The sequence below is a fragment of the Prevotella sp. S7 MS 2 genome (genome assembly GCF_000762865.1).
In the GTDB taxonomy this organism is placed as follows: domain Bacteria; phylum Bacteroidota; class Bacteroidia; order Bacteroidales; family Bacteroidaceae; genus Prevotella.
The window spans coordinates 37,711-58,692 of the sequence record NZ_JRPT01000021.1; the positions used below are offsets into that span (position 1 = coordinate 37,711).

Sequence of the window (20,982 nt, forward strand, 5' to 3'; positions counted from 1 at the left end):
TGTTTTTTATTTTATTCGATAGTTCGAGTAATTGATTGCTTGATGATTTATAAGCTGTAAGCCACGTTTATCGTGATAGAATTGCTGCTCACATGATATTTGCCATAGGCCAAATTGAGCTTGAAGCGTTCCAAATTAAGACCTGCGCCTAGACTCCAACCGGCTCCATGACTGCTTTCCTCGCGTTTGGTGTTGATGATTTTCATCTCGTTGGCACGTCTGAAATTGTAGCCGGCGCCCACCCAAATATTGTCACTGAGAAGCAATTCGGCACCCATCACGGCATGATAAAGGAGTTTGTAGTCCCAATGGTTCAGGTCTACGAGTGTGGCAGAGAGACGCAGTGGTGCGTTGAGGAATCGCTTACTTACGCCCAATTGCACGTCGATGGGCATGTGTTCGTAGATGTTATCGTAGGCTTTCAGCTGTCCGCCAAGGTTTTTAACCACGAATGATGCCGACCAGTCTCGGTCGCTATCGTAGTAATTGAGGCCCAAGTCTACACCCATGGCTATCGAGTTGTAGTCGCCGATGTACGATGTAATGAACTTGGCAGCGATGCCACCGGCTATCCGATCGGTCAACATATAAGAGAAATATCCGGTCATGGCGATGTCTCGTGCGCCGAATTCACCAGTCTGGATGTTGTTCTCGTCTACCTGTTTCATCTTCCCGTAGTCGATATATTGCCCTGAAACGGCCCATGAGGCACGCTCGCCAATATTGCGATTGAAGGCAGCCGAGGACGTATTGACGCCCGACATGTAACTCATAAAATTGAAATTAATGGTCTTATCGGTGACCGATGAAAGTAAAGCGGGATTGCTGAAAATGAACGATTCGTCGTCTTCGATGATGGAGATGTTGTCTCCACCGAGGGCAGCAGCATGTGCGCCGACGGGCAGTCGGAGGAAGTTGTACCCCGTCAAGCTCTCTTGTGCAAAGGCTTGAAAGGCTGCGATGCTGAGTAAAAAAGCGAAAGCGACTCTTTTCATTGAATTTTTTCCTAATTATTTGGCAAAGATACTGCTTTTCCAAATATAAGAAGTAACTTTGCGTTGTTTAATCAGTATTGTAACGTTGAAAGGTGGATATTATTGCCATACTGCTTAGCAAGACTACCAATAGGAAACCTAACAGCATGTGAAGTACCTCGCCCCACAGTGTTATGACGACTAGTCGCTTTGGAAGAAAAGAAATCATATAAGGCCAATTTGGAGGACAAACGTCTTACAATGTTCCTCATCGGACTCGTATTGGTGCTGTCTGTGTGCTTCGTAGCATTGGAATATACCGCCACGACAAACACGGATAGTGCCAAGAGTTTGATAGATGATGATGCCCAAGACGACTTGGAGTTGATGTCGGCCATAGACCGTCAAGATATGATTTCGGCTGCTCCGACACAGGTTTCACGTAGTGTGACCAATCGGGTGAAGCCTGTTGAACATGTGACGGAGGTTCCCGATAGGCTCAATCCTAATACGGGTGAGGCCGAACAAGATGCCAATGCAGCCGGAGCACAGGTAAAAAGCGACGAGACAGAGACTCAAACACCGCCCACGGTAGTGGCTTTGAGCCAGAACGATGAGCCGGTGAGCTTCCGAATCGTACAGCAATTGCCTGAATATCCGGGTGGCATGGTGGAGTTTATGAAGTGGTTGACGCGGAATTTGAAATATCCTGTGTCGGCTCAACAGGCTAGAATACAAGGTAAGGTGGTCGTTTCGTTCATCATCAACAAGGATGGTTCGATTGCTGATGCGCATATAGACAAATCTGTACATCCCTTGCTTGACCGCGAAGCACTGCGTGTGGTGGGAATGATGCCGAAGTGGAAGCCCGGTATTATGTATAATAAACCTTGTCGAACCATGTTTGCCATACCCATCAACTTTAACCTATAGAAATAAAAGAATACTATTCACATGAACCAAACAACTCAAGATATGATATTAACAGCAGACGAGATATTGGCAAAAGTCAATACCTATTTAGACCAATTGCCGTATGATAGAAAGCCCACAGTGCTCTACGACCCCGTGAAATATGTTCTTTCCATTGGTGGAAAGCGTATCCGTCCCACGCTCATGCTGTTGGCTTACAATCTTTATAAAGACCATCCGGAAGACATACTTTCCTCGGCTTGTGCACTGGAAACATACCATAACTATACGTTATTGCATGATGATTTGATGGATGAGGCCGAAGTTCGTCGTGGCAAAGAGACTGTTCATAAGCGTTGGAGTGCGAATGCTGCCATCCTTTCGGGCGACTCTATGCTTGTCTTGGCTTATGAACACATGCTTCAATGTGGCGAGAAGCATTTGAAAGAGGTACTTGACCTGTTCACCGAAACGGCTTTGGAGATAGGCGAGGGACAGCAGTACGATATGGATTTTGAGACTCGTAACGACGTCACGGAAGCCGAATATATTGAAATGATACGCTTGAAGACGAGCGTGTTGTTGGCTTGTGCGATGAAGATAGGAGCTATTTTGGCAGATGCTTCGGCCGAAGATGCCGACAATCTGTATCGCTTCGGTGAGCAAATAGGGTTGGCATTCCAGTTGCAAGACGACTTCTTGGATGTGTACGGAGACCCTGAAGTGTTCGGTAAAGCGATTGGTGGAGACATTATAAGCAATAAGAAAACTTATATGTTGATTAATGCTTTCAACAAAGCGGATGCTCGCCAGCATGCCGAACTCACTAAATGGGTGAAAGCAAAAGAGTTTGATAAGAAGGAGAAAGTGGCTGCCGTGACCCAACTCTATAATGAAATGGGTATCGATAAGTTGGCACTTGAGAAGATAGAATATTATTTTTCACAGAGCGAGAAATACTTGGAAGCCGTGAAAGTACCGGCTGAACGCAAGGCAGAATTGGCGGCTTACGCTCGTAGAATGATGAAGCGTCAAAGTTAAAACAGAGTTTGTGATATGCCCTACAGACGTTTGCCGAAAACCGATACAGCCCGCCTAAAAGCATTGAAGACCTTGTTGGACTGCAATGATATATACACTGTGCGCAATCGCTTCGTTGATTGGAAGACCATCAATGATTCACAGACGATGTACGAACAGTTGTTGACGGCCAACTCGCAGTATCAGCTGTGCTTCCAAGCGCAAACTCGTCAGACGGCAAAAGTGGATAAGGTGCAACGCAAGGCTTTCATGTATCTGAGTCATTTTGTACAGGTATTGCTTATGTCAGTGGAACGTGGAGAAATTAAACGGCAACGATTGCTACTCTATGGACTGTCTGTAGATACGTCATCTCTGCCCGATATGAAGACTGGTGATAATCTTATCACATGGGGAAGTAAGGTGATTGAAGGCGAAAAAGCGCGTATCAAGGCTGGTGGACGGCCTATCTATAATCCAACGATAGGCATGGTGGCCACGCATTATGATATTTATCGTGATGTCTATGAGCGTCAACAGCAAGCTCAAGCTCGCACGCAAGAGGCACGAGAACGCTTGAAAGAGCTTCGTCCGAAGGTGGATGAAGTGCTTCTAGACTTATGGAATCAGATAGAGAAGCATTATGAGAACGAGCCACCAGAAGTGAGATATGTCGCGTGTAGGAAGTTAGGAGTAGTGTATTATTATCGTCGTCACGAGGAACATCTTTATTAATTTATGGCTTATACATTTATAGATACCCATACACATTTGGATGGTGAGGAGTTCAAAGAAGATCTTTCGGCTGTGATGCAACGTGCTCAAGCGACTGGAGTATCCAAAGTTTTCATTCCCGCAATAGACTTAAAGTCGGTCGATACGGTGTTGGCGGTGTGCCAATCGTATCCCGGTTTCGCTTATCCTATGATAGGATTGCATCCCGAAGAAGTGAAGACCGACTGGCGAGAGGTGCTCAGCGAGATGAAGAAACGCCTTTCCCAACCCCATCCTTTCATTGCTGTTGGCGAGGTGGGATTGGATTATTATTGGACTCGCGATTATGAAATGGAGCAGTTGGAATGCTTCGAAGAGCAGGTGAAATGGTCGATAGAATATCGCTTACCATTGATGATTCATTGTCGAAAGGCACAAAACGAGATGGTGAATCTGTTGAAGAAATACGACAAAGAACTGCCTGGTGGCGTGTTCCATTGCTTCACCGGCAACGCCAAAGAGGCTGAACAACTGTTACAGTTCGATAAATTCGTGCTTGGAATTGGTGGTGTGCTGACCTTTAAAAGTAGTCATCTGCGCGAAGATTTGCCTGCAATGGTGCCTTTGGATAGAATCGTTTTAGAAACCGACAGCCCTTATATGGCACCCGTTCCGCATCGTGGAGAGCGCAATGAAAGTGCTTTTGTGAAGCTTGTATTGCAACAATTGGCTATTAGTTATGGTGTTTCCGAGGAGCAGGTTGCCATCCAAACCAATGCCAATGTGAAGCGCATATTCGGCATCGAATAATCTTTTATCTATTTTTGAAGTAAAAATAAGGTTTTATTTTCTTATTTCCATGTTATTTATTAAGTTTGCAATCGAATTTTAAACAGATATCATGACAACATTAACCATTGCAATTGTCATTACGTTCGTTATAGGTTATTTCTTCATAGCCATTGAAAGCGTAGCAAAAGTAAATAAGGCTGCCATCGCATTATTGATGTTTGTAGCTTGTTGGACACTCTTTATGCTCGATCCGGGAAGTTACATTACCGGTCTTAGTGGGCAAGCATTGATAGACGCTGTAGGCACTGCTATCGAGCATCATCTAGGTAGTACGTCCACAACTCTCTTCTTTTTGATGGGTGCCATGACCATTGTAGAGATTGTAGATCAAAACGGTGGTTTTAATTTTGTGCGCGATAAACTACGCTCAAAGACCAAACGTGGGTTGCTATGGAAGATCGTTGTGATGACATTTTTCCTTTCCGCAATCCTCGATAACCTCACGACGAGCATCGTTATGATTATGATTTTGCGCAAGTTAGTGCATAACAAGAAAGACAGAATGATATATGCTTCGTTGGTTATCATCGCTGCTAACTCTGGTGGAGCGTTCTCTCCAATAGGCGATGTCACTACGATTATGCTGTGGAACAAGGGAGTTATCACTGCATTAGGGGTTATCTCGGAAGTTTTCATACCGTCCGTTGTATCGGTGATAGTTCCTGCTTTGTTGTTACAAATTATGTTGAAAGGGCAGTTGGAAGACACTGATGCCAAGGTGAAGTCTGATTATGAGGTGCTCGACTTCAATAGCTCGCAGCGCAAGATGATTTTCATCATCGGTGTAGGTGGCTTGGTATTTGTTCCCATCTTCCGTTATCTGACAGATCTCCCTCCCTTTGTGGGCATCCTGTTGGTACTCGGTGTGCTGTGGACAACAACCGAAGTATTTTATCGTAAGCTGGGTTCCGGACATGAAGGAATGCAAAAACGTGTCACCAATTTGTTGAGTCGTATTGATATGTCGACCATTTTGTTCTTCTTAGGTATCCTCATGGCCGTTGCATGTTTGGAAGAAATAGGCGTTCTAACGGCTTTGGGACAAGGTTTGAATGTGGCATTCGATGGCAACCATTACGCTGTAACGGGTATTATTGGTGTGCTTTCAAGTATCGTAGACAATGTGCCTTTAGTGGCAGGATGTATGGGTATGTACCCTGTAACACCTACAGGTGATATGGCTATTGATGGTATCTTCTGGCAGTTGTTGGCTTACTGTGCTGGTGTTGGAGGCTCAATGCTCATCATTGGAAGTGCAGCCGGGGTCGTTGTCATGGGGTTAGAGAAAATTACTTTTGGCTGGTATATGAAGCATATCTCATGGATTGCATTCGCAGGATATATTGCTGGAATCTTCTCTTATTGGTTGCTTCGCACCTTTATTCTTGTAACTCCTATCTAAAGAATATCGCTCCGAGTTATCCTTTCGGGGATACTCGGAAAGTCAGATGTCTCATCTGATGACCTCCCCATGCTGAATCGTTGGCGTATTGGAATCCCACTCGCTTGTAAAGATGTTCAGCATGGGGATTTCCTTTGTCTACCAATAGTCCCACCAAAGGTATCTCCAAACTCTTGGCTCGGTCGATAGCGGCCTTTAATAGTAGGGTGGCGATACCTTGACCGCGATATTCTTGTCGCACACAGAGGCTGTCAATATAGAGCTCGCCAGATTCTGTCTCATCGTCCATATTACTGAAATCGCGACCAAAAGCATCTTTCGCCGCTTGTATAAAAGCCTTTCTTAACGAGTGGAGTTGTCCACCATCGTATGTAATACAAACTCCAATGATTTCCTCTTGAGCTGTAACAGCCACCAGCGCGTTGCGATAACTGTATTGACTATCGTCTCGTCGGATGAGCGAAATCATCATTTCTCTGAAATCATCGAGTGTATGTTCCGGTCCCGCAAAGTATTGACAACATTCAGTATTCATTGCTTCCATGATGAGTGGAGCTATCTGTGGTGCCATATCGGGGTTTGCTTGGTGTATCTGTATCATATTATAATAGGTGTATCAAAGTTATATCCATTTTTAGGATAAGCAAAGATACGAAAAAAAAGCGAGCCCTGTCAATAGGTACTCGCTTTTATTATAAAAGTCTCTGAATGTTTTTTCTTATAGAGGATATTCCTCGAAAGCGTAGAGAACGGTCGATAAATAGCGCTCTCCCGTGTCTGGTAACAGGGCTACGATGGTCTTACCTGCATTCTCCGGACGCTTGGCTATTTGTGCGGCAGCATAGGCAGCGGCTCCCGAAGAGATTCCTACGAGCAGACCGTCTTGCTGTGCTAGCTGTCTTCCGGTGCGGATAGCGTTGTCGTTTTCCACTTGGAACACCTCGTCAATGACTGCGGCGTTGTAGGTATCTGGGATGAAACCGGCACCTATACCTTGAATCTTATGAGGGCCGGGAGCACCTCCGCTCAGTACCGGAGAGTCTGTTGGTTCTACGGCTATCACCTTGACGTTGGGATTATGTTCCTTCAATCGCTTGCCAATACCCGATATAGTACCGCCTGTTCCCACGCCGGCTACGAATATATCCACCTTTCCGTCGGTCTGATTCCAAATCTCTTCACCCGTCGTCTCATAATGTTTCTGTGGGTTGGCAGGATTGATGAACTGGCCAAGAATTACAGCTCCCTCTATTGAATCGCGCAGTTCCTCGGCTCTCTTGATAGCCCCTTTCATACCATCCTTTCCACTGGTGAGTTCTACTTTGGCACCGTAAGCCTTCACGAGGTTGCGACGTTCCACACTCATCGTTTCGGGCATGGTGAGGATAAGTTTGTATCCTTTCACGGCAGATACCAATGCCAAGCCCACACCGGTGTTTCCACTGGTTGGTTCGATGATGGTTGCACCGGGTTTCAAGATACCTTTCTTCTCGGCATCTTCAATCATGGCGAATGCTATACGGTCTTTTACACTGCCGCCGGGATTGAAAGATTCTACCTTGGCAATGATGGGATTGCCGAGTCCGTTGGCTGTTGAAAACTTGTTAAGTTGTACAAGTGGAGTCTGACCGATAAGGTCAGTTATTTGTTTTACGATGTTTGACATAATGCTGTATTTTAATTGTTGTGATATTCTTATAACGTTGTTTTGTTGTATTATTGTATTTTGCAGAGAGTCATTTGGAGTTTCTTTATTCGACTCTCTAGCGATTTCTTGTCTTATTTTATCCTACGTAGTCGAACGCTTCGTCCAGTGCATCGATGAGATCTTCCACATGTTCGGTACCGATACTGAGTCGGATGGTCGATGGATAGATGTGCTGTTCGTTCAATTCCTGTTCCGATAGTTGTGAATGGGTGGTTGTTGCTGGGTGGATTACGAGCGATTTCACGTCAGCCACATTGGCTAGTAGCGAGAAAATACGCAGATGGTCAATAAAAGCCCAAGCCGCTTCTTGTCCGCCCTTTATCTCGAATGTGAAGATAGAACCGCCTCCATAGGGGAATAACTTTGTATAGAGTGTGTGGTCGGGATGGCTTTCCAGCGCTGGATGGTTGACGCGTTCTACCTTCGGATGAGTTGCTAAATACTCCACAATCTTCTTTGTATTGTAGGTGTGGCGCTCCACACGAAGACTCAACGTTTCCAATCCTTGCAATAGAATCCATGCGTTGAATGGCGAGATAGCTGCTCCGGTGTCGCGTAAGAGCACTGCCCGGATGCGAGTAACAAAAGCTGCTGTACCGGCTACGTCGGCAAATACGGCTCCATGATAGCTGGGATCGGGCTTGCCCAGTGATGGGTATTTGTCGGCATTGCTTTTCCAGTCGAATCTTCCACCGTCTACAATGACACCTCCAAGCGAACTTCCATGTCCACCGATAAATTTCGTTGCTGAGTGCACCACGATGTCGGCACCGTGCTCAAGCGGACGAATTAAGTAGGGCGTTCCGAACGTATTGTCTACGATAACCACTGTGTTATGCTTGTGAGCTATTTTGCTGATACGGTCGATGTCGGTGACGCTGGCATTTGGATTGCCGAAAGTTTCGAGGATTATGGCTTTGGTATTCTCCTTGAAAGCGGCATCTATCTCTTCTAAGTTCGATGGGTCGACCACTGTAGCCGATACACCTTGCGTGCTCAGCGTGTGCTGAATCAAGTTGAATGTTCCGCCGTAGAGGTTGTTGGCTGCTATGATATGGTCGCCATTACGAGCTATATTTTGCAGTGAGTAAGCGATGGCTGCTGCTCCCGATGCTACTGCCAATCCTGCCACACCACCTTCGAGTGCTGCCACACGAGCCTCGAAAACTCCTTGGGTAGAATTGGTGAGACGACCATAGATGTTTCCGGCATCGCGCAAACCGAAACGGTCGGCTGCATGCTGTGCATCGTGGAACACGTAAGAAGTTGTCTGGTAGATTGGCACAGCGCGTGAGTCGGTCACGGGGTCGGCCTGTTCTTGGCCTACATGCAGTTGCAATGTCTCAAAGTGTAGTCTCTTCTCGTTGCTCATAATAGCTTCCTTTCTTTTGTTAGTTACTTTTGTATTTATCCAACACCAAGAGCTCGACTTCGGCACAAACTCCTCAAGACATGAAATACGGTGGTATAGAGAGTTTAAGAGGCGGATATTGTCAAATATTCACTCCAATCCCAACCATGTACATCTTGCCAACATTGGCCGTGATCGGTGTCTTTATGGCAGTCTCGATCGTTATCTTTCCCAATCTCGTACCTAATCCGTATGCTATATAGTTATCTTCGTCTCCCCAATGGGTACCCATTCTTAAGCTAAGATAACGGCATACGCTGTAGGCTGCGCCCATCGAGAAGATGTAGCTGCTTTTGACGCGTCCATTGCCCACATAGGCTCCAGATTCTACAGCGACAGTAAGTTTTTGGTTGCCCCATGTTGGTAAAGAGATGTTTCCGCCTATATATACGAGTGGGGTAAGCATTTTGGTGGTGTTCTGATAGCTGTAAAAGCCAACGTCTCGGATTCCCAAGGCGGCGGTATATGCCATGTTGTGCCAATGTGAGGAGTAGGCTGCACCTGTGCTCAGCGCACAGCCATTTGTAGTCAACAATGTCCTCTCGCTCATCAGTGCCGCCGTGGCATATACGGACAGGCTGCTGTTTAGTTGCAAGGCGTATCCCATGTCGAATGAGAAGCTACGCATGCATTTCCCGTTTCCAGGCACCTGGTTCATGTCTTTATCCACGTTTTGTTCCAACTTGCCCATGTCAAGGTATCGCATTCCTACGCATATAGCCTGTTTTTCACGTCGCCAAGTCATGGTGAGCGTGTGCCATGTGTAGTTGTTGACATGCTCGGCATTGTCAATGTAACCAAATTGATAGTCAGCTCTCATAGACGTGTCTTCCGTCATGAAAATATTGGATGGCTGTGTGTAGACGTAGCAACCGCCATCTCGCAAAGTTGTAGTCCCGCCCATACTAAGGGAGTGGGGTGATGAGGGTAGGTCTGTGATGGGAAAAGGTCGGCCTTGCGCCATCGCGTGGCATGAGACGAGGCATCCGACTACGATGAGGAGATATTTATTCATGGAGTTAGTTTTTAACGAACATTTCTTGGTAGGTCTTGCCTTGGCAGGTTATGTAGAGCGTGTATTGCCCCACCGTGAGGCTTGACACATCCATTGAATAAGTGCGCTTGTCGGCATCTAATGAAGAAGTGTCAAAAGCGTTAGCTTTAACCAGTTTACCCGCCACATTCCTTATTTCCCACTTTACATGGCCATCAATGGTATCTCCCACCTTGAGATATAACGTTCCAGTGGTCATCGTGGGAAACAAACTGTATATACCTTCGTTCCGATATACAAACACGTCGAAGGTCATCGTGCAGCTCTGTCCGTGCTTGTCAGTGGCTTTTATGTGTATTTGTCGCTGTCCCCACGTGGAGCCCATCACGTTCATACGACCATCTTTGACGGAGATATCTGTTCCCTGGTCTTCACTGTTCATTAGTTCGTATCGAACTGAGTTCACGTCTTCGTCGTCCGTTATTTCGCGTAAATCAATTTGCGTGCACTCACCCAACCGCAGTCGTATTTTCTGCGCCTGACTCTTCATCGAGGGGACTTTATCTGCCACCACCTCTATGATGAATTGATAGGAACTCTTGGCGCCAAACTCGTCTCTTGCGCTGACAATGACTGGATAAACGCCCGGCATGTAATGTTTGGCCTCTATGCGTATATTTACCCCGGATTTAGTATGGACGATGCGCAATCTATCAACAGTACTGAAGGCCACAGTCCATTTATGGTTCTCAGGGTCTTCGATGCGCAGCGTGATGTCTTTGGTGTCATTGCCGGCTAACGTTATGCGCTCGCTTTCGATGTCTGGCGTGATTTGTGGTGGTGTATTGTTGAGCGTCGCAATGCTGTTTGGCAACACAGTCAAAGTCGATTGGTGTCCATTCCTCGCCTCTGCCAATATGCCAAAATAATATTTTGTGTTGTTATCCAAATGCGTGATGGCATATTGAAACACTTGGTTGTCTGTGGCAAATTGGGCAGGAATGTTGTACGCTTGGACATCCTTGTTGGTGTAATTGGCTGTTGTAATGGGATTTTTGGAACAGTAGAGCACATATTTTTGTAATGAGCCATCAGCCCCATTGTTTTTTGATGTCCACGCCAGCCTTATTTTACCATAATCGGGTGTAGCCTGATTGACAAGGAAAAAGGGTGCTGCGGGAGTTGTGTCGTGGTCGTAATCGGCCAGTGCCATGAGTGCGTCGGCATAGCCACTGCCCATGGAGTTGCGATATGTCTCGGTTAAATACTTGTTGTAATCTATTGGGCGAACACCTGTCAATAGTCTTTCCCTAAGTTGTTTGGCGGTGAAATGCCCGTTGCCGTATTTAGAAACGATAAGTGCCGCAATGGCCGACACGTGTGGTGTGGCCATTGACGTGCCTTGCATATAGGCATAGCCTCCATTGGGATGAGCCGTGGTGGCAGGCACGGTGCTCAATATGGCAGACGTGGGCTGGCCGTCCTGCAACGGATAAAGCCCATTTACTGGTTTTGAACCACCTGGTGCCGAGATGTCGGTCCACGAACCATAGTTGGTGTACCAAGATGCACTAAAATCGGGGTTGAAAGATGATACCGACACCACGGACGATTCCGCCGAAGGCATGCTGGGGGCGGATGTGGCATCGTTACCGGCAGCAAATACCACCAATCCACCTTGCATCAATGGTTTGTCGGTCTTGTCGCCACCTGCGTAGGTGTTAAAATAATGGATGGCATCTTTAATAACTTGTGGCGTTTGTTTCATAATGCGATCGTATCCCCATGAGTTTTGGCTGATTATTGCTCCGTTATTGGCACCATATACTATCGCCGCCGCTTCGCGGTTGCGGTCTCCCGTGCCGATGGTTTCCGAGGAGTGTTTGTCAGATGGGTCGTAATTGGGATTGTTTCTGAATATCTGACAGCACATCAGTCTGACCCCCGTGTCGGGATTACCATTGCCTCCTGCTATGCCGCTGATGCCCTTTGCGTTGTTGTTGCGAGCGGCGATAATCCCCGCGACATGCGTAGCGTGTCGCGTGGGAGTAATGAGCGCACTGTCTTCCGTAAAGTTATAACCGTACACATCGTCTATATATCCATTATTATCGTCGTCAATGCCATTGCCTGGTATTTCATTTTTGTTAATCCAAATGCTTCCTTGCAAATCTTCATGATGAATGTCTATGCCACCATCCACAACGGCAACGACCACTGACGGGTCGCCGGTTGTTTGCCGCCAAGCCGCTTCGGCATTGATGTCGGCATGTGTAATACTACTTGTGATGCGCTTTCCCGTACCGTCGGTATAATTCCCTATATTGCCATTGTTATGTAGATTCCACTGTTTGTCGTACAAGGGGTCGTTAAAATATGTGCTCTCGTTTGCTTGTGTCTGAGAGTTGTCATCGCTTGGTATGTATTCAGAGTTTTCCAAAACAGCATGGTAAGCAGGCTCGGTATAGTCTGCGATAGATTCTAATTGATTTTGGGTAGCAGCCCTTGTTCCACACATTTTGGTGCTGTCCATGGCGACGGAGTACCATGTGTTGAGCGCGGCGGCTCGTTGCCTATGCTCATCCTTTCCGACAAAGGGAAAGATACGATCTATCTTATTGGCTCCGACATCATGCAAATATTTATCCAGCAAGTCACTTCCTGTTGGTGTGGACAGCGTGTTTTTTGAGTTATCTATTTGCTGTATGATACATGCTTTTAGCTTGATATTAAGCCTATTAGGTATTATAGAGACATTACGCGATTCCGTTTGACTTGTCAGATCGGTGTTAGTTATCGTGTCGGTGCATGCCGTAAAGGCGACAATGGCTGTTGCTGCCAATAACTGTTGGGCAATATGAAAGCTGTATGTTATGCTGTTTGAGAACATGATACAAGTATAAGAATTAGAAGAAGTAGAACAAACTACAGTGCATTGCTGTTATTTTTCGATAGTCAGAGCGCATGTAGGACAAGGTTGTTTTGATGCCGAACCATTGCCTTCCTTTTAGGTTTCGGGCATAGCCCATACGCATCGAAAAACGTTGTGCGTTCTCTCCACGCAGCAAATAGGGTGTGTAGGCATGGGCATTGACAAACTTGTCGAAAGGAATGGGCACCGAATAATAATTTTTTATTCCCTGCCGCATGTCGAGAAGAAAGTCTGCCACAAGACTGTTTCTAGTGTTGCTCATAGCATAGCCGGTGCCAAGCGATGGAGAAAATGAGTGATTGGTTATCTTCATTCGTGGCGAAACATAACTCTCTTGGTAACCATAATAGTTAGCTGCCGCCATCATGTATACCTGATGCTTTATGGACAAAGGCAGAATGTACTTGGCACGTAGGTCTACAGACTGGCTCCGAGCTTTATATAGCTGTCCGCTTCCCACTTTTTTCGCATCATAAATGTATTGCTCTTTATTTTGTATTTGGTTTTCGTAGATATTTTCCACACCTTTTTTGATATTTTCGTTGCCCATCAATTGTATGTGCAAGGATGAGCTTTCGAACCGTCTGTCCAGTACTACTTGTTGGCTGAACCTGTGGGTGTGAAGTTCGAATAGGTTTTTGAACGAAGTCTCCTCAGTGCAGGCGTGGCGGTAATTGTATGACAGATGGGTGGCAACGGCCCATTCGTCTTCAGTTTTCCCGTCTCTTTGCCAGAGCATTTCGGTCGTAACCCCTTCTGTCTTTTGTGTCCTTCCGTATGCCAACGTGCCTTTGCTCTCCTGACGATGCCATTGCCCAAATCCATAAAACTGGAAAAAACGTATGCCATCTGACACCGTGTTGGCCGATATGGACTGCCTGTTTAGCTCGGGCGTTACTTTGATGGCGTAAAGATTTTGGCGGTGAACGTATGCCATGTTTAGTCCCAATGTTAACCAATAAGAGTAATTTGACTGCTTGGGGTTGTCCGGACGTGACTGCGCAATGCCTTCATATAGGGCATCGATGCCATAGTAGAGCCTGCCCAATCGGAAGCCGTAGCCACCTTTAAGATAATAAACTTCTTGGCGCAGCCATCCCTTGGACAGAGTGTCACCTACAAAATAGGGTTTGTAAAGTTCTGGTTGGGTGGCATAATTATATGTCACACCGTCTTTGCCACGGTATATGTAAGTCGCGTTTCCGAATATGGTACCATGATTGGTGCGGTATGTTCCTGATGCAGCAATGTCTCCATCAAAGAGTTTGCATCCATTGTACGACAGGTATTTACCCGATGTATTGACATGGTTAATGCTTGATTTGAGTATATTGACATTATCGCGACGGCAGCTTTTAAAGTAAGTGCTGCTATCGTTGAGCGATTGCATAAATTGAAAGAGCGCGGCATTCTCACGCATAAGATATACAGCGCTGTTCTCAATATCAGTATTATGAAATGGCATTGGCTCAACATAGGGGGAACTGGCCAACCTGTCTCCACTCAACAGATAGGTTAAGTTGTTCTGCGCGAAAATATTTTGAACGCTAATAGATAGCAACAAGCCGATAATGTAAATAGGTATTCTCATATTGCTTAAAAAAAGTTGACCGTGAGTTCTGCGCCAAAGAATGGTTTGTGCCAGCTTCTCGTCGTTTGATAATATGCATTTACATATTTAGGATTAATCTGTATAATATTGTTGGCGAAGAACGAAAGTTTGAACGAGCGCCCCATCTCCTTTGTCAATTTTATATTCCATAGAAGCGAGACGGGAGCCTTGTTTACGTTGTACCGAGCACCTGTAAATTCGCGTTTGAGCGATTGGAGTATTGGATTTCGTTCCAATTCTTCATAGCGAAAACGATGAATGACACCATCACAATCGAGGTAATTTGCCGGATATATATCGACATCCTTACCTAATCTGCTTTTAGTGAACCATACGGTCTGTATAAAATTGGTAAAGATGAGTTTCCATTGGGGTAGCCTTGTGTTAATCCACATGTTGGTATTGAGGCTTGAAGCATATTTTTTCTCAAATCCATCGTACAGTCCCACGTAGGGATAAGGCTTGTCGTCATGGATAGTGCCTGGCCAATACATGACAGGAACACCATCGGTATAGATGGTATGATAGTAAGCGCCATTGACCTCTATGTCTGACTTTATTGCAGTTAGGGTGGGAATGTGTATTCGGTATTCCAATCCTTTTTTGATTACTTTCGCGCTGTTTTTGGGCATTCGATTAGATAAAAAAGAGTGCATGGTCCGAGAGAGGAAGTCTTGGCGCGAGGGTTTTGTGCTAATAGGATGTTTCAATTGATAATAATAGGTATATGTCACTGGCTCGTATTGCGTGAAGTATTCGATGCCATCGCTTATCTCTTCATGAAACGCCGACAGGTTTATTTTCCATCCATGACAAGAAAAGTCGTAGCCTATTTCCCACTTTTTGTTTTTGTTTTCATGCAGATGCGGATTGGAGGGGTCGGCCATATGCGTGTCAAGTATGAGACGTCGCTTGCTCTCGTCATTGAAGTAGGCGTTCATAACCATCAAATCATGGTATACCTTATCAGGGTACAGATAGTCGGCAGAGGGCAGCTTGTTTTCAACTCCATATCCTATGCGAAACGTGTTTTGCGTATGATGAGACCCTGCTATGGTATAAGCCAATTGTATGCGAGGCTCTAACAAAGGTTTGCCGTGCAGGTCATAATATTGTGGAAGATTGAGCATCATGGCCTCTCTAACGCCTATGCGCATGTTAACCTCGTTGCGTCGTGCCTGAAAACGCAATGTCATCTCTGCAAACGCAGCCTGATTGACCAATGCGGGGATGTCGCTGTTCTTGCGCGGACGTATGAAACTGCTTGTTGGAAATGGAGGACGTTGAGGGTTCATAATCGTTCCGTCTCCTAAGTTTTTGGTATAATTCAGAGAGGACCCGAGTAACAGGTTGTAGTTTAGGTGTTTGCTCCACTTACCAAATTTTTGTCCACAAAGTTGTGCGAATGTATTGATAGGACGATTGATAATTTCATAATATGTGTCGTAGGTAGATGGCAGGAAGATTCCGTCGTGCTCACCTTCGCCATAAGACTGTGGCATGGGAGTGACAGAGTGGTTGACAACATGCTTGTGATGTTCCAATTTGTTGTTGGTATAGTCTGTCGACGTCACCAATTCTATATAGTCAATCCATGGTAGTTCGAGAGCCATCTTCAGTTTGGCAGAGAAGTCAAGGCGTTGGTATAAAGTGTTATATTTCTCCTGATAAGCCTTAATCAACGCATCTGTCTTGTCGTTGTTGAATGATGTCACACAGCTTCCGCGCATGTTTAAGTCTATGGTTTTGCCCCACCACTGACGTTTGTTGTTATAATTGAGTTGTGTTGTGACGCGGTTGTACGCTCCGCGCGTGTCGGCAATATCTGCGGCAGACTGCACAATATCTGCGCCAATATATAGCGTTCCCAACTGTTCCGACAACAAAAAGCCCTTGCCAACATATGCCAATTTGTTTAAAGGGTCAAACTTAGCTCTTATCCTTAATGGGCTTTTGCCTTGCTTCAAATCTATTTTGATAGCTCCAGAGCTAAGGTTGCCTTCTTTGGCCGACGATATTCCTCGTGTTACCGTGATGCGTTCGATATGGTCTGTGGATATGGTTCGCAGGTCTATCCCGGTGTTGGCAGTCACATTGCCGTTAGGGTCAGCCATGGAAGATCCTGTCAGTCCGCTCAGCTGTATACGCATGCCATCATTTTGTATGGGCACTCCATTGATAGAAACGCCCATTCCAAAGGCCGTGGCAAGGTCTGTTCCCACCTGCCGAGAGCTGATAAGTGTGTTGTTTTGAATGTTGTTGCTGCCTATCTTTCCACCTGGTAACAATACAAAAATATCATTCAAAGACGTGGGTTGTATGTATTCTAAGGCTTCTTGGTTGATTGTGGCCTCACTTCCAATTTTGCTATTATATTTGGCGGTGACAGTAAAGTCGCGTAGCGTGACACTTTGCTCGAGCATCGCAACATTCAGAGACGTGGTGCCAGCCTTGACGCTTATCTCTTGTGTGGCATAGCCCATGCATGAAATCCTGATTCGGTAATCACCGCTAAAAGTGTGGCGAAAGATATACTGCCCCTGTACGTCGGCCATAACGCCCTTGCCAATATCTATAGCGTAGACGCTGGCAAAACTCACGGGTTGCATGGTCTTGGTATCGTATATTTTGCCTTGTAGGATGTTTTGTGCTAGTGAAACAGACGCGATACTTAACTGAAGCACAAGGGAAAGAAGCAATTTGTAACGCATAAAGATTAGAAACAATATATGAAAACGACACTAAGACGTATGCGTAATGCACCTTAGTGTCGTCGTTTAGTGCAGCAGATAAAGGGTTGCACGCTCTATCAGATGTCTATTTTTTGATATAGTTTTTCTGTCCATTGACTATAACAACAAAGTCGTCAGTGCTGTTGTTGGTATCTTGCAGATAACCTTTTTCGACCGTTTTACGTTGTACGAACAGACCTTTGAAACCGCCCATCATGCCCGGTGTGTCGTCAATCAATACGGCACCGCGATCAATGTTATTTGGCAGAGCCTTGTGAACGAGCGATCCTTTAGCACCAATCTCAACACCATCGATGATCGTATTGGTCGGAAGAATAACATAATCTTGCTTTTTTGGCATATAAGCATTGGGGTTGTTCATTGCCACCTTGTTCCCATTGCAATATTGAGTAGCATCTTCTTTTGTTTTTACAAGCATAATAGAGATGTCTCCTCCATACCCCCATTGAAAGGCTTGGAATGTAGAGAAGTTTACAATCATATTGTCTACCTCTGGATTGTCAACCGTCGTGGCATATTGGTGGGGAACAAAAATCTCGAAGTTGGCTCCTGTCAGATTACGCGCTTTCGCTTTCTTACCACCTTCGCTATGGTCTACGGCCGAGTGCGCAATGACTATACTTTGGCCGGGCTGCACGAGGTGTTCACGCCCTTTGCCGGGAATAGTGTAAAGCTGGCTGATGACAATTTTGTCCTTTTTAAGGTATTCGGCCATTTCTCCTGCTTCTGAATCATTAGGATCCGCGGCAATCGCAACACTTAGACCGTCTGCGTATAATGGTTGGTTGCTGATATTTTTAATGGTGAGATATTCTTCATAATAGTTTCGGTCGTATGCTCCATCGTTTGAGGAACAGTTGAAAAACAGTTCGTCCAAGACAAAGGTCTTAGCCAAAGTCTCAAAAATTGGTTTAACGGCAAGTTTCAGCTCTGCGTTCTTTTGGCTAAGAGTATAGTTGTCTACTGCACCATACATGGTACAGGCACCATTCTCCGCATCTTCGACTACCACTTTGTATGTACCCTGTGGCAGTGTTGTCGTGGCAATCCCTTTGTCGTTGACGGTAGCCGTAGTCATTGCTCCCGATTTTTGTTCGGTTAGTTTAACCTGAAACTTAGCGTACATGGAAGCGTCATTTACGCCTTCAATTTGTATGGATAGCGCACACAACTGATCTTGCTCATCTTCCGAACATGAATATAGCGTAATAAAGGAAAGTATGGCAATGAACATCCATAATAGCTTTTTCATTCTTAAATAATTTTAAAGGTTTGAATATGTATGACAAAATATTGCTTACAAAGATATAAGTAATAACTCTCTGCTACAATACCTAATAATAGGTATTTACTAATATTACTGTCCGCTAAACATAAAAAACCTCATCCCAACTCATTGATACATAGGAGTTAGGATGCTTTCAAGTTATTGACAAGCCCCCTATTCGTTTTCTGTTACCCCTGGCGGTGATTCAGCCGCTGCTTCAAGCATTAGTTTCATGTCTGCATCCGGCATATTGAAGAAATTATTCAAGTTGAGGTATTCCATAAGTACAATGCGCACCATAGTTGCCAGCCCGGAGAAACTCCACCGCCTCTGCAATGAGCTTTGCAGCAGTGACAGTAATAGATTGGCAATGAGTGTGACCCATACTTGAATCTTTATGGCGTTGGCACTCTCCCCATAGAAGTATCTAAGCGGGAAATCTTGCTTTATCTGTTTGAAGAGAGACTCTATCTGCCACCTCCTGCGGTATATGGCTACGATAGTCTCCATGGGCATGTCGAAGTCGTTGGTTAGCAAAGACACCAGTTTCGGTATCTTTCCCTTCTTGATGTCTGTTAATTCTTATTTTTCCTCTGTCACCGTGGCGTCTCGCTTGGATTTCGATTTCGTAACGAGCCAGACGCCAGTGAAGACGAGGATAACGGCTAAGCCTTGTGACCATTTAAACACGGCGATACCGGCCAAAACACTCACCGAAACCGATACTAACGGTTGCACATAGTTGTAGATACTCACCACCGTAGGGCGCAAAATGCGTTGTCCAATCATCGTTAGTATATAGCTAAAATACGTTCCGAAGAATACCACGAAGCCCACTTCCAACCATGTTTTTGTTGCTATGGCGTTCCAATCGGTTTGCATCACGTGATGACCGGAAAAAGGTAGAATCATGATAGCGGCCCATAAAAACATCCATTTGTTGATGGTGAATACTGAATATCGCTTGATAAGTGGGTTGAACAGGCTCAGATAGAGGGCAAAAGACAACTGTGCCCCCATACAAAGCAGGTCACCTCGGATGTCACCAACCTTGGAACTGGCTGCCGTCATGCTCGTTAAGATTAATATCAGAGCACCAATACACCCCAGTAACACACCTCCAACCTTTTTAGGAGTGATAGGCTCGTGCAGGATAACGAATGAGAGTATCATGGCAAAGATGGGCATTGAGGTGGTCATGATGCTGGCATTGCTGGGCGAAGTGATGCTTAATCCGATGGTGTAGCAGCATTGATTGCACACCAAACCGAACAATCCGGCACCTGCAAACCGCAGGATGTCGCGCAAGGGCACGTGTTCGTATGTCGTAAACAAGGATGTTATCCAAAACAAGATGGCTCCGCCCAATACACGGAAAGATACCAAATCTATTCCATCTATCCCATGTAGCATGGCATCTTTGCCTATCGGGGCCATCAATCCCCAAAATGTGCATGCGCCAAGCATGCTCAGATGGGCAATAAGTGGTTTGTTGTTTGTCATCGCTATAACTATATATTAAAAAGCGTTGCAAAAGTACGAATTTATTAGGAGCCTCTGTCGCGTGATGGAATATTTTTGCTAAATTTGTAGTAAACCAATTATGAGACTGTTATGTCTAAATACGCAGACTACATAGAGCAAATAGAAATCGAGTCATTGTGGAGTGGTGTGAAGCACGTTGTGTGGAATTTGGATCGTCGGGTGAACATCCTTAGTGGTGTGAACGGAGTGGGTAAGAGCACCATCTTGAACAAAGTGCTGAAAGGATTGAGCAGTGGAGGCGAGTTTCCCAGCCATATGCTCAAGGGCGTCAGGCTGAAAGTATCGCCCGTAGATGCCCGTTGGATACGTTATGATGCCATCCGTTCGTTCGATAGACCGCTGTTGAATCTAGACAGTGTGTCCAAGATGGAGGTGTCGCTTGCTACCGAACTCGACTGGCAACTGTTCCAATTGCAGCGTAAGTATCTCGATTATCAAGTGAACATAGGCAATCGTATCATCCAAACCTTGCAGAGCTGTGAACCCAATAGCGCTGAACAGGCGCAAGCATTCTCGGCTCCCAAAAAGCTGTTTCAAGACATGATAGACAGTCTGTATGCCGAAACGGGCAAGACCATCGTGCGTACCGAGAACGAGATACGGTTCTCACAATTGGGTGAAACACTCGTGCCTTACCAACTATCCAGTGGTGAGAAGCAGATATTGTGTATCTTGTTGACTGTCTTAGTGGAAGATAATCAGCCCTATGTACTCTTCATGGACGAGCCGGAAGTGAGTCTCCATTTCGAGTGGCAGAAGCAGTTGATAGACCTAATCCTAAAATTAAACCCCAATATACAGATTATCATGACCACTCATAGTCCTGCCGTCATCATGAACGGATGGATGGAACATGTGACCGAAGTGACCGATATAACCTTGTAAG

Annotated in this window: 16 protein-coding genes and 1 pseudogene; 6 read left to right on the forward strand and 11 right to left on the reverse strand. The window is 45.5% G+C overall.

What is annotated here, in order from left to right:
- Nucleotides 1–47: 47 nt before the first annotated feature.
- Nucleotides 48–995, reverse strand: a complete 948-nt coding sequence (porQ, locus tag HMPREF0671_RS04995; protein ID WP_036897455.1) for a type IX secretion system protein PorQ — start codon at nt 993–995, stop codon at nt 48–50.
- A 189-nt stretch (nt 996–1,184) separates the two neighbouring features.
- Between porQ and HMPREF0671_RS05000 the strand changes: the two genes are divergently transcribed.
- The 5 genes from HMPREF0671_RS05000 to nhaD all read left to right on the forward strand — a co-directional run bounded on the left by HMPREF0671_RS05000 (nt 1,185) and on the right by nhaD (nt 5,874).
- A complete protein-coding gene (locus HMPREF0671_RS05000) occupies nt 1,185–1,907 on the forward strand; it encodes an energy transducer TonB (RefSeq protein WP_036897457.1) in 723 nt (240 codons plus the stop codon).
- A gap of 45 nt (nt 1,908–1,952) precedes the next feature.
- Nucleotides 1,953–2,927 (forward strand): polyprenyl synthetase family protein, encoded by a 975-nt coding sequence (locus HMPREF0671_RS05005; protein WP_197421768.1) that lies wholly within the window; start codon nt 1,953–1,955, stop codon nt 2,925–2,927.
- Nucleotides 2,928–2,942: 15 nt separating this feature from the next.
- Nucleotides 2,943–3,641 (forward strand): hypothetical protein, encoded by a 699-nt coding sequence (locus HMPREF0671_RS05010; RefSeq protein ID WP_036897460.1) that lies wholly within the window; start codon nt 2,943–2,945, stop codon nt 3,639–3,641.
- 3 nt (nt 3,642–3,644) lie between these two features.
- Nucleotides 3,645–4,430: a TatD family hydrolase gene (locus HMPREF0671_RS05015; RefSeq protein WP_036897462.1), complete on the forward strand. Its 786-nt coding sequence runs from the start codon at nt 3,645–3,647 to the stop codon at nt 4,428–4,430.
- A gap of 91 nt (nt 4,431–4,521) precedes the next feature.
- Nucleotides 4,522–5,874 (forward strand): sodium:proton antiporter NhaD, encoded by a 1,353-nt coding sequence (nhaD, locus tag HMPREF0671_RS05020; protein WP_036897465.1) that lies wholly within the window; start codon nt 4,522–4,524, stop codon nt 5,872–5,874.
- 16 nt (nt 5,875–5,890) lie between these two features.
- Here nhaD and HMPREF0671_RS05025 read toward each other — a convergent pair whose 3' ends face one another.
- From HMPREF0671_RS05025 to HMPREF0671_RS05070, 10 genes and pseudogenes are all read right to left on the reverse strand, one after another.
- A complete protein-coding gene (locus HMPREF0671_RS05025) occupies nt 5,891–6,475 on the reverse strand; it encodes a GNAT family N-acetyltransferase (protein ID WP_036897468.1) in 585 nt (194 codons plus the stop codon).
- Nucleotides 6,476–6,592: 117 nt separating this feature from the next.
- On the reverse strand, nt 6,593–7,540 hold the full coding sequence (gene cysK, locus HMPREF0671_RS05030) for a cysteine synthase A (protein ID WP_036897471.1): 948 nt from the start codon (nt 7,538–7,540) through the stop codon (nt 6,593–6,595).
- A gap of 118 nt (nt 7,541–7,658) precedes the next feature.
- Complete coding sequence (locus HMPREF0671_RS05035; protein WP_036897474.1) at nt 7,659–8,954, reverse strand: O-acetylhomoserine aminocarboxypropyltransferase/cysteine synthase family protein; 1,296 nt, start codon at nt 8,952–8,954, stop codon at nt 7,659–7,661.
- A 121-nt stretch (nt 8,955–9,075) separates the two neighbouring features.
- Complete coding sequence (locus HMPREF0671_RS05040; protein ID WP_156958365.1) at nt 9,076–10,008, reverse strand: hypothetical protein; 933 nt, start codon at nt 10,006–10,008, stop codon at nt 9,076–9,078.
- Between the two features lie 4 nt (nt 10,009–10,012).
- Nucleotides 10,013–12,877: a S8 family serine peptidase gene (locus HMPREF0671_RS05045; RefSeq protein WP_036897479.1), complete on the reverse strand. Its 2,865-nt coding sequence runs from the start codon at nt 12,875–12,877 to the stop codon at nt 10,013–10,015.
- A 16-nt stretch (nt 12,878–12,893) separates the two neighbouring features.
- Complete coding sequence (locus HMPREF0671_RS05050; RefSeq protein WP_036897482.1) at nt 12,894–14,510, reverse strand: DUF6850 family outer membrane beta-barrel protein; 1,617 nt, start codon at nt 14,508–14,510, stop codon at nt 12,894–12,896.
- 5 nt (nt 14,511–14,515) lie between these two features.
- Nucleotides 14,516–17,242, reverse strand: a complete 2,727-nt coding sequence (locus HMPREF0671_RS05055; RefSeq protein WP_036897484.1) for a TonB-dependent receptor — start codon at nt 17,240–17,242, stop codon at nt 14,516–14,518.
- Between the two features lie 106 nt (nt 17,243–17,348).
- Nucleotides 17,349–18,536: a DUF4876 domain-containing protein gene (locus tag HMPREF0671_RS05060; protein WP_036897486.1), complete on the reverse strand. Its 1,188-nt coding sequence runs from the start codon at nt 18,534–18,536 to the stop codon at nt 17,349–17,351.
- Between the two features lie 189 nt (nt 18,537–18,725).
- Nucleotides 18,726–19,118 (reverse strand): annotated as a pseudogene (locus tag HMPREF0671_RS05065) (transposase); the annotation flags it as partial.
- Nucleotides 19,119–19,133: 15 nt separating this feature from the next.
- A complete protein-coding gene (locus HMPREF0671_RS05070) occupies nt 19,134–20,054 on the reverse strand; it encodes a DMT family transporter (protein WP_036897489.1) in 921 nt (306 codons plus the stop codon).
- Between the two features lie 111 nt (nt 20,055–20,165).
- Here HMPREF0671_RS05070 and HMPREF0671_RS05075 point away from each other — a divergent pair, with 111 nt between their 5' ends.
- Nucleotides 20,166–20,981, forward strand: coding sequence for an AAA family ATPase (locus tag HMPREF0671_RS05075; RefSeq protein WP_036897491.1), 816 nt, complete (start codon nt 20,166–20,168; stop codon nt 20,979–20,981).
- Nucleotide 20,982: the final 1 nt, after the last annotated feature.